General features: G+C 69.0%; 11 protein-coding genes. 7 read left to right on the top strand and 4 right to left on the bottom strand.

From position 1 onward, the window contains the following. Window positions 1-130: 130 nt before the first annotated feature. Window positions 131-463, top strand: a complete 333-nt coding sequence (locus ACIPEK_RS04385) for a DUF3817 domain-containing protein (protein ID WP_382944822.1) — start codon at window positions 131-133, stop codon at window positions 461-463. Between the two features lie 110 nt (window positions 464-573). Next, on the top strand, window positions 574-2274 hold the full coding sequence (locus ACIPEK_RS04380) for a methylmalonyl-CoA mutase (RefSeq protein WP_401990469.1): 1701 nt from the start codon (window positions 574-576) through the stop codon (window positions 2272-2274). Between the two features lie 53 nt (window positions 2275-2327). Here ACIPEK_RS04380 and ACIPEK_RS04375 read toward each other — a convergent pair whose 3' ends face one another. Further along, on the bottom strand, window positions 2328-2957 hold the full coding sequence (locus tag ACIPEK_RS04375) for a TetR/AcrR family transcriptional regulator (protein WP_401990466.1): 630 nt from the start codon (window positions 2955-2957) through the stop codon (window positions 2328-2330). 317 nt (window positions 2958-3274) lie between these two features. On the opposite strand from ACIPEK_RS04375, the gene ACIPEK_RS04370 reads away from it, so the two are divergent. From ACIPEK_RS04370 to ACIPEK_RS04350, 5 genes are all read left to right on the top strand, one after another. Further along, window positions 3275-4255, top strand: a complete 981-nt coding sequence (locus ACIPEK_RS04370; protein ID WP_401990463.1) for a tetratricopeptide repeat protein — start codon at window positions 3275-3277, stop codon at window positions 4253-4255. 600 nt (window positions 4256-4855) lie between these two features. Beyond that, window positions 4856-5503, top strand: a complete 648-nt coding sequence (locus tag ACIPEK_RS04365; protein ID WP_401990460.1) for a DUF6230 family protein — start codon at window positions 4856-4858, stop codon at window positions 5501-5503. A gap of 94 nt (window positions 5504-5597) precedes the next feature. Beyond that, entirely contained in the window at window positions 5598-6164 is a 567-nt protein-coding gene (locus ACIPEK_RS04360; protein ID WP_401990457.1) for a DUF6114 domain-containing protein, read from the top strand. Then, window positions 6154-7410, top strand: coding sequence for a hypothetical protein (locus tag ACIPEK_RS04355; protein ID WP_401990454.1), 1257 nt, complete (start codon window positions 6154-6156; stop codon window positions 7408-7410). The genes ACIPEK_RS04360 and ACIPEK_RS04355 overlap by 11 nt, the downstream gene beginning before the upstream one ends. Before the next feature lie 109 nt (window positions 7411-7519). After that, on the top strand, window positions 7520-7705 hold the full coding sequence (locus ACIPEK_RS04350; protein ID WP_401990451.1) for a hypothetical protein: 186 nt from the start codon (window positions 7520-7522) through the stop codon (window positions 7703-7705). 70 nt (window positions 7706-7775) lie between these two features. Here ACIPEK_RS04350 and pyk read toward each other — a convergent pair whose 3' ends face one another. From pyk to pta, 3 genes are all read right to left on the bottom strand, one after another. Beyond that, window positions 7776-9206: a pyruvate kinase gene (gene pyk, locus ACIPEK_RS04345; protein ID WP_401990449.1), complete on the bottom strand. Its 1431-nt coding sequence runs from the start codon at window positions 9204-9206 to the stop codon at window positions 7776-7778. A 74-nt stretch (window positions 9207-9280) separates the two neighbouring features. After that, window positions 9281-10531, bottom strand: a complete 1251-nt coding sequence (locus tag ACIPEK_RS04340) for an acetate kinase (protein WP_401990446.1) — start codon at window positions 10529-10531, stop codon at window positions 9281-9283. Continuing rightward, window positions 10528-12609: a phosphate acetyltransferase gene (gene pta, locus ACIPEK_RS04335; protein ID WP_401990443.1), complete on the bottom strand. Its 2082-nt coding sequence runs from the start codon at window positions 12607-12609 to the stop codon at window positions 10528-10530. Before pta ends, ACIPEK_RS04340 begins: the two co-directional genes overlap by 4 nt. Window positions 12610-12794: the final 185 nt, after the last annotated feature.

Raw genomic sequence — 12794 nt, 5'->3', positions numbered from 1 at the left:
GACGACAACGCGGCAGATGTGCGTGCCCAGCCCCGCGACGCCGCCCCCATTTGCCGGTCGGTCTAAGACAACATTTCGAGGGCCCGGCCCGCTGCAAGATCGCCCCGGGCGTCCGGTTACGCTCCATTCCATGAAACGCAGTGTGCTGACCCGGTACCGGGTGATGGCCTACGTCACCGCAGTCATGTTGCTGGTGCTCTGCACCTGCATGGTCTTCAAGTACGGCTTCGAAATGGGCAAGGACCTGACGCTCGTCGTCTCCCAGATCCATGGTGTGCTCTACATCATCTACCTGATCTTCGCCTTCGACCTGGGCTCCAAGGCGAAGTGGCCGGTGGGCAAGCTGCTCTGGGTGCTGATCTCCGGCACCATCCCGACGGCCGCGTTCTTCGTCGAGCGCAAGGTCGTCCGCGAGGTCGAGCCGCTGGTCGCCGACGGCTCTCCGGTGGCTGTCAAGGCCTGAGGCCGCCGGGCGGACGACCTGCCCCGCACCTTTCTTCCGAACCGCCCCGTGCAAAGCACCGGGCGGTTTGCCATCGACATTTACTAGGACGTCCTAGTAAATTCGATGGTATGGACGCTGACGCGATCGAGGAAGGCCGCCGCCGCTGGCAGGCCCGTTACGACAAGGCCCGCAAGCGTGACGCGGACTTCACCACACTCTCCGGGGATCCCGTGGAACCCGCGTACGGCCCCCGCCCCGGGGACTCGTACGAGGGATTCGAGCGGATCGGCTGGCCCGGCGAGTACCCCTTCACGCGGGGGCTCTACCCGACCGGCTACCGCGGCCGGACCTGGACGATCCGCCAGTTCGCCGGCTTCGGCAACGCCGAGCAGACCAACGAGCGCTACAAGATGATCCTCGCCGCGGGCGGCGGCGGGCTCAGCGTCGCCTTCGACATGCCGACACTGATGGGCCGCGACTCCGACGACCCCCGCTCGCTCGGCGAGGTCGGGCACTGCGGCGTGGCCATCGACTCCGCCGCCGACATGGAGATCCTCTTCAAGGACATCCCGCTCGGCGACGTCACGACGTCCATGACGATCAGCGGACCCGCCGTCCCTGTCTTCTGTATGTATCTGGTCGCCGCCGAGCGTCAGGGCGTCGACCCGGGCGTGCTCAACGGCACGCTCCAGACCGACATCTTCAAGGAGTACATCGCGCAGAAGGAGTGGCTCTTCCAGCCCGAGCCCCATCTGCGCCTCATCGGCGACCTGATGGAGCACTGCGCCCGCGACATCCCCGCCTACAAGCCGCTCTCCGTCTCCGGCTACCACATCCGCGAGGCCGGGGCGACGGCCGCGCAGGAGCTCGCGTACACCCTCGCCGACGGCTTCGGCTACGTGGAGCTCGGCCTCTCCCGCGGGCTGGACGTCGACACCTTCGCGCCCGGTCTCTCCTTCTTCTTCGACGCGCACCTCGACTTCTTCGAAGAGATCGCCAAGTTCCGCGCGGCCCGCCGGATCTGGGCCCGCTGGATGAAGGAGACCTACGGCGCGAAGACCGACAAGGCGCAGTGGCTCCGCTTCCACACCCAGACCGCCGGTGTCTCGCTCACCGCCCAGCAGCCGTACAACAACGTCGTACGGACGGCGGTCGAGGCGCTCTCCGCGGTCCTCGGCGGCACCAACTCGCTGCACACCAACGCCCTCGACGAGACCCTCGCACTCCCCTCCGCGCAGGCCGCCGAGATCGCGCTGCGCACCCAGCAGGTGCTGATGGAGGAGACCGGCGTCGCCAATGTGGCCGACCCGCTGGGTGGTTCCTGGTACGTCGAGCAGCTCACCGACCGGATCGAGGCCGACGCGGAGAAGATCTTCGACCAGATCAAGGAACGCGGCACCCGGGCCCACGCGGACGGGCAGCACCCCATCGGGCCCATCACCTCCGGCATTCTGCGCGGCATCGAGGACGGCTGGTTCACCGGCGAGATCGCCGAGTCCGCCTTCCGGTACCAGCAGTCGCTGGAGAAGGGCGACAAGCGCGTCGTCGGTGTCAACGTCCACCATGGCTCGGTCACCGGCGACCTGGAGATCCTGCGGGTCAGCCACGAGGTCGAGCGCGAGCAGGTCCGGGTGCTCGGCAGCCGCAAGGACGCCCGCGACGACGCACGGGTCAAGTCGGCGCTGGACGCGATGCTGGCCGCCGCCCGCGACGGCTCCAACATGATCGGGCCGATGCTCGACGCGGTACGGGCCGAGGCGACGCTCGGCGAGATCTGCGGGGTTCTGCGCGACGAGTGGGGCACCTACACGGAGCCGCCCGGCTTCTGACGGGCAGTCGGCTGTCATGCTCGACAGCTGCGCCCGGCGGCGGCAGCCCTCCGCTACGCGGAGGCCGCCGCCCCCAGCCCCGTGAGCAGCAGCACGGTGAAGCGCCGGGCCCAGTCCTCGTCGACGGGCTCGGCGCTCACCAGGGCCCGGTGCACGACCGCACCGGCGATCACATCGAAGATCAGATCGGCGGTCGTCGCCGCCACGGCCTCGTCCTGCTCGACGGGCAACTCCCCGCGCTGCTGGGCTCGTTGACGTCCCTGAAGCACCAGCCGCTTCTGCCGGTCCACGATCGAGTCGCGGATCCGGGTCCGCAGCGCCTCGTCGCGGGTCGACTCCGCGACCACCGCCATCAGCGCCGTCTGGGTCTCCGGCCGCTTCAGCAGCGCGGCGAACTGCAGCACCACCGCCTGCACATCGGCCGACAGGCTGCCCAGATCGGGCAGTTCCAGCTCGTCGAAGAGGACCGCGACGGCGTCCACGACCAGCTCGTTCTTGCCCGCCCACCGCCGGTACAGGGTCGTCTTGGCGACCCCGGCCCGCGTCGCCACGTCGCCCATCGTCAGCTTCGACCAGCCGAGGTCGACCAGAGAGGCTCTGGTCGCCTCCAGGATCGCCTCATCGGCCGCGGCGCTGCGGGGACGTCCCGTTCGAAGGGGTTTGGGGTGGCTGTGGCTCAGCATGCCGAGACCATACCGGTCAGTAAGTAGAACCGGCCGGTCCCGTTCGCCGTGAGACAGATCACCGAACGTACTTGTGCGCGAGGGGTGCCGGGAAGTTACGCTACGGGTCGTAGCGTAAGCACGATGGTCATGCCGTCGTGACGCCACGACCGAACGACAGCCACAGGCACCGGGTGGGGACCCGGCGCCGAAACGGGTCTTTCAGGGGCCCTCGGACCGTGTCTGTCCGTGCACCCCGCACACCGGCGGGGACCGCGGACGGGTGCGGTTTCCGTCTCGCTTTCCGTATCGGCGCGCCAAGGGGGGAGGATGTACGTATGCAGCCTAGGAACATGTCCATGAGCGGCGTCGTCGACCTCGCCGCGGTGAAGGCGGCCGGCGAGGCCAAGGTGAAGGCGGAGCAGGCCCGTGCCGAGGCCGCCCGGCAGGGTGGTGGCGGTGCCGTGCCGCCGTCCGCCCTGGTGATCGATGTCGATGAGGCGGGCTTCGAGAGCGATGTCCTCCAGCGCTCCGCCGAGGTCCCGGTCGTCATCGACTTCTGGGCCGAGTGGTGCGAGCCGTGCAAGCAGTTGGGGCCGCTCCTGGAGCGGCTGGCCCATGAGTACAACGGCCGCTTCGTGCTGGCCAAGGTCGATGTCGACGCCAACCAGATGCTGATGCAGCAATTCGGCATCCAGGGCATCCCGGCGGTCTTCGCCGTCGTCGCCGGGCAGGCTCTCCCGCTCTTCCAGGGCGCGGCCCCCGAGGCTCAGATCCGGCAGACGCTCGACCAGTTGATCCAGGTCGGCGAGGAGCGGTTCGGGCTCACCGGAATCGTGGTCGACCAGGATGCGGCCGCCGCCGAGGGAGCCGGCGAGGCTCCTGCCGAGGAGCCCGCCGGGCCGTACGACGCCCTGCTCGAAGCGGCCGTACAGGCCCTGGATGCCAGCGACTTCACCGGTGCCGTCCAGGCGTACAAGAACGTCCTGTCCGACGATCCGGCCAACACGGAGGCCAAGCTCGGTCTCGCCCAGGCCGAACTGCTCGCCCGGGTCAAGGACATGGACCCGCAGCAGGTCCGCAAGGGCGCGGCGGAGAACCCGGCCGATGTCACGGCGCAGCTCGCGGCCGCCGATCTGGATCTGGCCGGTGGTCATGTCGAGGACGCCTTCGGGCGGCTCGTCGAGACGGTGCGCCGTACCTTCGGTGACGACCGGGACACGGCGCGGCTGCGGCTGCTGGAGCTGTTCGAGGTGATCGGCCCCGACGATCCGCGGGTCGGCGCCGCGCGTACGGCGTTGGCGCGGGTCTTGTTCTGATGTGACAACGCGGCCGTGGCACCCCCGGGGTGTCACGGCCGTTTTCGCGATCAGGCGATAAGGGACGGCCCCCCTTTACCAAATCTTGATAAAGGTGCGGCCTGTTACTCGCAGTAAATCACCCCCTGGGATCTGTCCGTATAAAGACCCCGATTTTCCCTTTCATCCTTCCGTTCGACGCCACCCTGTGTGGCCGGGTGGTGCCACCCGGTCGCGCATCGGTTATCGGGCCGTTACTAGCGAGTAACGAACCCCCTTGTGCCACGGGCGGGAATGCACCACGATCGGCCACGCTCGGTCCAATAACGCCAGCCCGGCTGCCAGTCGGCGCGGTGGCCCTGTTGGGTCCCCACCGAGTGGGTCGGCGGCAGTGGCGCCGACTCCGGACAGGGGGGTTCCTGCCGTCCGGCAGGGCCTGTCCGAACAGGTTGCGCGAATGCGTGGCCAGTGGTTGTCGCTCGGGGGTGATCGCCGGTGATTCGGACGCGGTTCCTGCCTCCGTACGCGGGCGCTCTCCTTTCCGAGGACGTAGCACTTCTCCCATCCCAGGACGGGCCCTCGCCCGTACCGGAGATGTACGTCCGAGAAGGAGGAAAATTTATGAGTTCCCAGGTTCGTGGCGGCACCAGATGGAAGCGTTTCGCTCTGGTCATGGTGCCGAGCGTGGCGGCGACCGCAGCGGTGGGCGTCGGCCTGGCGCAGGGTGCGCTCGCGGCTTCGTTCAGCGTGTCCGGCCAGAGCTTCAAGGTGCATGCGGACAGTCTCGTCGGCCACAACTTCGTGCAGTACGGAAGCGTGGCCACCGGCAAGGACCTCAAGGGCAATGACGCGGCGCACGCCGTGGCCGTGTCCGGTTTCAGTGACGCCAAGATCACCAACATGTGCCAGTCGGTGGTCACTCCGAACCTTCCGTTCGGCCTCGGCACTGTCACGCTGCGGCTGAAGGCGGGTACGGACCCGCAGAAGCCGGTCGAGGCGACCAATCTGTACCTGGATGTCGCCGAGCTCGACGCCGACGCGTACTTCGAGCACATGGACATCGGTGTGGCCGCCGGCTCCGTCGGCAAGCCCGGTATCCAGTCCGGCACCAAGAAGGCCGTCAACCCGAACGGCTTCGGGCAGCGCGCCGAGACGGCCACGCTGACCAATGTGAATCAGACGGCGTGGGCGACCACCGCCGGCACCTTCAAGCTCAGCAACCTGAGCCTGCGGCTGTACAGCGGCGGCGATGACAAGGAGTGCTACTAGCACTCGTCCGGGTGGTCGGAGCGCCCTTCGGGGTCTCCGGCCGCCCACCCTTTTCTCTTCTCACAGCAGTACCGGTTCCAGGGAGCTGTTTTCCATGAGCCCCGAGTCCACAGGGCAGAACGAGCACTACCTCCGCGTCTTTTGGCGAGGATTCCGCACCTGGCGGGGTAACCGGCCGTTCTGGGCGGGCCTGTTCACCATGGTGGGTGGTCTACCCATCGCGTACTTCCCGTACGCCAATATGCACCTCGGCAACATCACGCTGGCGATGTCCACGACCGCCGGTGCGGGATCGCTGATCATCGGGGTCCTGCTGGTCACGCTGGGCCTCACGATGTGGTTCCACCACATCGTGAGAGTGTTCGCCGGAGTTGCCGCGATCCTGCTGGCGCTGATCTCCATACCGGTGGCCAACATCGGCGGCTTCCTGATCGGCTTCCTGTTCTCCCTGCTCGGTGGAGCGCTCTCCATCTCCTGGGCCCCGGGCGAGCCGAAGCCCGACGTTGTAGATGCCGGTGCGGAAGGCCAGACGTCCGAGGACGCCGGTTTCGGGACGAAGGAGCCCGAACCCGAGCTCCAGAGCACGGCAGCGGTGCCCCAGCAGCCGGAGAAGTGCGACACGACAGTCGAGGCCGACGGCGGGAGGCATCGTGCGGGGTGACGAGACGCAGCTGAACTCGCCCGGGGAGGATCTCCGGACGAGAAGCGGACCGCGCCACGCGGCCCCCAGGAAGTCGTTGCTGACGAAGCTGCACATACCCGCGGGCAAGGCCTTCGCACTCGCCGCGATGCCGACGGCCGTCTTCGTGGGCATGGGGCTCACGCCCAAGCTCGCGCTGGCCGACGACAGCTCGGACATTCCCTTCGCGCCCGGCCCCTGCGTGACCCGCTCCGACGAGCCGAGCGAGTCGCCGTCCCCGTCCGCATCGGAGACCAAGTCCCCGTCCCCGTCCGCCACCGATTCCGGCGACAGAGGCGACACGTCGACGCCGAAGCCCTCGGCGACTCCGTCGGCGAGCGACGCGGCGAACCCGGAGACGAAGGCCGCCGACGCACCCGCCGCCGCTGCGCCGAGCGCCTCGCCCACACCCACGAAGTCGACGAACCCGCTCGACCCGCTGGGCGTAGGCGACGCACTCAAGGACCTCCTTGACGGACCGGACAAGGAGACGGCGAGCCCGTCCCCGAGCGCCACCGCCGCGTCCCCGAAGCCGTCGCAGAGCGACGCTGCCGAGCCTGCGGAGAAGCCCGCGGAGAAGGCCACGGACGCTGTGAAGGAGACGGCCGACAAGACGGCCGCCGCCATCCGCGACGCAGCGGACAAGGCCGGCAAGTCGGTCGAGGAGCTCGACGAGAGCGCCAAGGGGCTCGACGCCAAGAAGGACGAGGACATCCCGGACGGCGCCAAGGAGCGCTTCCCGTGTCCGACCGCCGACCCCGAGGCGCTGGCCGCGGCCGATCTGGACACGGGCATCCCGCTCCTCCCGACCGACCCGTGGATCCTGGAGAGCTCGAAGCTCACCCTCAAAGGGCTCGACTACAAGGGCATCGTCGAGGTGAAGACGTACGACGGCACCGTCAAGAAGGTGCTGAAGTTCACCGCGAGCTCCATCGACATCGACAACCTCCACCAGACGACGGTCGGTCCGGCCGGTACCACGGCCCATGTCGAGGCGCGGAAGGGCTCCGAGTCCACCATCCGCAACGGCACGGTGACCATGTACACGGAGGAGCTGAAGGGCAACCTCTTCGGCCTCATCCCGGTCACGTTCAGCCCGGAGACACCGCCCCCGCTGAACGTACCCTTCGCCATCTTCACCAAGGTCAAGGTGACCCAGGCCGGCCAGTTCGGCGGCTCGCTCAAGGTGCCCGGACTGCACAACTACTTCACCGGCGGCAACAGCTAGCCGACACCGACCTGTTCGGGAGCCGCACAGCGACTGTGGCCCGCACCCCGTTGTTCAGGGGTGTGGGCCACAGGGGCCCGTGCTCGAACGGGCGCTGAACGCGATGCCCATGACCTCGGAGGCTGCCGCCGAGCTCGCCCCGGGCTGGAGAGATCTGGAGCGTGAGCAGATCCTTGAGCTGCGCACGACCCGGCGGCTGCTCGCCCCGGCCAGGCTGGTCGAGTCGCTGTTCGTGGACCATCCGCGCCGCGGTGAGTACGAGGCGTGGCGGGAGTTGGCCGAACGGCTGCCCTGACACATGACGGTGCTCCGTCTTCCGTGAGAGGACGGAGCACTGTCATGTCCGGGTGAAGGCCACGAACGCGTCAGTCGCGCGCCCCGCCCCCCACATGGTGCACCCGCACCATGTTCGTCGTGCCCGGGATGCCGGGAGGCGAGCCGGCCGTGATGACCATCGTGTCGCCCTCGTTGTAGCGGTCCAGCTTCAGGAGCTCCGCGTCGACCAGGTCCACCATGGCGTCGGTGTTGTCCACGTGCGGTACGACGTGGGCCTCGACGCCCCAGCTCAGGGCGAGCTGGTTGCGGGTGGACTCGTCCGTAGTGAAGGCCAGGATGGGCTGCGCCGCGCGGTAGCGGGAGAGGCGACGGGCCGTGTCACCGGACTTGGTGAAGGCGACCAGTGCCTTGCCGTTCAGGAAGTCCGCGATCTCGCAGGCCGCGCGGGCCACCGAGCCGCCCTGGGTGCGGGGCTTCTTGCCCGGCACCAGCGGCTGGAGGCCCTTGGAGAGCAGCTCCTCCTCGGCGGCGACGACGATCTTCGACATCGTCTTGACCGTCTCGATCGGGTACGCGCCCACGCTGGACTCGGCCGACAGCATGACCGCGTCCGCACCGTCCAGGATCGCGTTGGCGACGTCGGACGCCTCGGCGCGGGTCGGCCGCGAGTTGGTGATCATCGACTCCATCATCTGGGTCGCCACGATCACCGGCTTGGCGTTCCGCCGGCAGAGCTCCACCAGGCGCTTCTGCACCATCGGGACCTTCTCCAGGGGGTACTCGACGGCCAGGTCGCCGCGGGCGACCATCACACCGTCGAACGCCATGACGACGCCCTCCATGTGCTCGACGGCCTGCGGCTTCTCGACCTTGGCGATGACGGGGACCCGGCGGCCCTCCTCGTCCATCACCTTGTGGACGTCCTTGACGTCATCGGCGTCCCGTACGAAGGAGAGCGCCACCAGGTCGCAGCCCATCCGCAGGGCGAACCGCAGGTCCTCGACGTCCTTCTCGGACAGGGCCGGGACGTTGACCGCCGCGCCGGGCAGGTTGATGCCCTTGTGGTCGGAGATGACACCGCCCTCGATGACGATGGTCCTGACCCGGGGGCCCTCGACCGCGACGACCTTCAGCTCGACGTTGCCGTCGTTGATCAGGATCGGGTCGCCCTTGGCGACGTCGCCGGGCAGGCCCTTGTAGGTCGTGCCGCAGATCGACTTGTCGCCCGGGACATCCTCCGCGGTGATCGTGAACTCGTCCCCGCGGACCAGCTCGACGGGGCCCTCGGCGAACTTCGCCAGGCGGATCTTCGGGCCCTGGAGGTCGGCGAGCACGCCGACCGCACGGCCGGTCTCGGCGGCGGCCTTGCGGACCCGGTCGTAACGACCCTGGTGCTCCTCGTGGCTGCCGTGACTGAAGTTGAAGCGGGCCACGCTCATGCCGGCCTCGATCAGAGCGACGAGCTGCTCATGGGAGTCGACGGCAGGGCCGAGTGTGCAGACGATTTTGGAACGGCGCATGAGGCGGATCCTATCGGTTTGTTTCGCTGCGGAATATTCCGTCTGGTGGAAGGTACAAAGGGGCGCGGGGGTGCTCAGTTGTGGGCCTGTCCGACGAGTGCGAAGGTCTGGACGGCGATCTCCAGTTCCTCGTCCGTCGGCACCACGGCGACCACGACCCGTGCGTGGTCCGGCGAGATCAGCCGCGGTGCGCCGGACCGTACGGCGTTCAGATCCGCGTCCACCGCCAGGCCGAACCCCTCAAGACCGGCGATCGCAGCCTCCCGTACGGGCGCCGAGTTCTCCCCGACCCCCGCCGTGAACACCACGGCATCCACCCGCCCGAGGACCGCCGAATAGGCGCCGATGTACTTCTTCAGCCGGTGCACATAGATGTCGAACGCCAGCGCCGCACGCTCGTCGCCCTCGTCGATCCGGCGCCGGATCTCCCGCATGTCGTTGTCGCCGCAGAGCCCGACCAGACCGCTCTTCTTGTTGAGCAGTACGTCGATCTCGTCCGTCGACATCCCCGCCACCCGCTTCAGGTGGAAGGTGACCGCCGGATCGATGTCACCGGAACGTGTGCCCATCACCAGCCCCTCCAGCGGGGTCAGCCCCATCGAGGTCTCCACGCACCGGCCGCCCGCCACCGCCGACGCCGAGGCGCCGTTGCCCAGGTGCAGCACGATGACATTGACCTCCTCGGGGGTGCGTCCCAGCAGCTCGGCGGTCTTGCGGGAGACGTACGCGTGCGAGGTGCCGTGGAAGCCGTAGCGCCGGATGCGGTGGGCGTCGGCGGTCTCCGCATCGATCGCGTACCGCGCCGCGTACTCCGGCATCGTCGTGTGGAACGCCGTGTCGAAGACCGCCACCTGCGGAAGGTCCGGGCGCAGGGCCTGGGCGGTACGGATGCCGACGATGTTCGCCGGATTGTGCAGCGGGGCCACCGGGACCAGGCGCTCGATCTCCTTCAGCACCTCGTCGTCGATCACCACCGGCTCGGTGAACCGCAGCCCTCCGTGCACCACCCGATGGCCGATCGCCGCCAGTGCGGGGGAGTCCAGGCCGAGACCGTCGGCCGCCAGCTCCTCGGCCGCCGCCTTCAGCGCGGCCTCGTGGTCGGCGATCGGGCCGATGCGCTCGCGCTGCTCGGCGTGGCCGCCGGCCAGCGGGGTGTGCACCAGCCGGGAGGTCTCCTCGCCGATCCGCTCGACCAGTCCGGCCGCCAGCCGGGAGCGGTCGCTCATGTCCAGGAGCTGGTACTTCACCGACGAGGAGCCGGAGTTGAGAACGAGTACGCGATTGGCGGCCACGGTGTAAGAGCCTTCTGCGGTCGGGGTGGTCATGCGGTTCGCTCCTCGCCCTGCGCCTGGATCGCCGTGATGGCCACGGTATGGACGATGTCCTGGACGAGCGCGCCCCGGGACAGATCGTTGACCGGCTTCCGCAGCCCCTGGAGCACCGGACCGACAGCCACGGCGCCCGCCGAGCGCTGCACGGCTTTGTAGGTGTTGTTGCCGGTGTTCAGGTCCGGGAAGATCAGCACCGTCGCCTGACCCGCCACCTCGGAGCCGGGCAGCTTCGTCGCGGCGACGCTCGGCTCCACCGCGGCGTCGTACTGGATCGGACCCTCGATCCTGAGATCCGGCCGGCTCTCGCGCACCCGGTCCGTGGCCTCGCGCACCTTGTCGACATCGGCGCCCGAACCCGAGGTGCCCGTCGAGTACGACAGCATCGCGATCCGCGGCTCCACGCCGAAGCGGGCGGCGGTCGCGGCCGACTGCACCGCGATGTCCGCGAGCTGCTCCGCGTCCGGGTCCGGGTTGACCGCGCAGTCGCCGTACACCAGGACCTTGTCGGCGAGGCACATGAAGAAGACGGAGGAGACGATCGAGGCGTCCGGCTTGGTCTTGATGATCTCGAACGCGGGGCGGATCGTCGCCGCGGTGGAGTGCACGGCCCCGGAGACCATGCCGTCCGCGAGCCCCTCCTGGACCATCAGGGTGCCGAAGTAGTTGACGTCCGCGACGACGTCGTACGCCAGCTCCACCGTGACCCCGCGGTGCGCGCGCACCTGTGCGTACCGCTCGGCGAACGCCTGGCGCAGCTCCGATCTCTGCGGGTCGATGAGCTGCGTACCGGCGAGATCGATGCCGAGGTCGGCGGCCTTCTTGCGGATGACGTCGACGTCGCCGAGGAGCGTGAGGTCGCAGACATCGCGGCGCAGCAGGACGTCCGCGGCGCGCAGCACCCGTTCCTCGGCGCCCTCCGGCAGGACGACCCGGCGCCGGTCGGTGCGGGCCTGCTCCAGCAGCTCGTGCTCGAACATCATCGGGGTGACGCGGCCGCTGCGGGCCACCGAGATCCGGTCCAGCAGGGCTCCGGTGTCCACATGGCGCTCGAAGAGGCCCAGTGCGGTCTCCGCCTTGCGGGGCGTCGCCGCGTTCAACTTGCCCTCCAGTGCGAAGAGTTCCCCGGCGGTGGGGAAGGAGCCGCCGGCCACGGAGACGACCGGGGTACCCGGTGCGAGTCTCGCGGCCAGCCTGAGTATCTCCTCGCCGGGGCGTTCGTTCAGGGTCAGCAGCACACCCGCGATGGGCGGGGTCCCGGCGCTGTGCGCGGCCAGCGAGCCGACCACCAGATCCGCCCGGTCCCCGGGCGTGACCACCAGACAGCCCGGCGTCAGCGCCTTCAGCATGTTCGGCAGCATCGCACCGCCGAAGACGAAGTCCAGCGCGTCCCTGGCCAGCCCGGAGTCGTCGCCGAGCAGCACCGTGCCGCCGAGCGCCGCGGTGATCTGGGCGACGGTCGGCGCGGAGAGCGCCGCATCGTCCGGCAGGACGGAACAGGGGACGGGCAGCCGGGCCGCCAGCCGTTCCGCGATGACATCGCGGTCCTCGGACGCCACCCGGTTGACGATCATCGCGAGGACATCGCAGCCCAGGCCGGCGTACGCCCGGTAGGCATTGTGGGTCTCGGCCCGTACGGACTCCGCCGGCTGGCCCTTCCCGCCGACCACCGCGATGACCGAGGCGCCGAACTCATTGGCGAGGCGGGCGTTGAGCGCCAGCTCGTCGGGGAGCTGGGTGGCGGCGAAGTCAGTACCGAGGACCAGCACCACCTCGTACTTCTGGGCCACCTGATGGAAGCGTTCCACGAGCCGGGAGACGAGTTCGTCCGTACCCTGCTCCGCCTGGAGCGCGGACGCCTCCTGATAGTCCAGACCGTAGACCGACGCGGGGTCCTGGGAGAGCCGGTAGCGGGCCCGCAGCAGCTCGAAAAGCCGGTCGGGTCCGTCGTGGACGAGCGGCCGGAACACCCCGACCCGGTCCACCTGACGCGTCAGGAGCTCCATGACTCCCAGATCGACGACCTGGCGGCCGTCTCCCCGGTCGATCCCGGTCACGTACACGCTGCGCGTCACGCGTGCTCTCCCGTCCAATTTTGCGGTTTGGGATGGTATTGCCATGTTGACGATACCTGCGGGGGCCAAGGCGCCGCCCGCCGGGCGAAAGACCCTCTGCGAAGGGCCTCGAACCGACCGGCCGGACCCCCGCCCGTCCGGCCGGACCGCCGCCCGGTTCACTGCTGCATCCGGCGGAACACCCG

It is taken from the genome of Streptomyces sp. NPDC088246, from assembly GCF_044741025.1.
Taxonomy (GTDB): domain Bacteria; phylum Actinomycetota; class Actinomycetes; order Streptomycetales; family Streptomycetaceae; genus Streptomyces.
The sequence above is the reverse complement of the archived record's forward strand: the minus strand, read 5'-3'. Positions and strand labels throughout refer to the sequence as shown.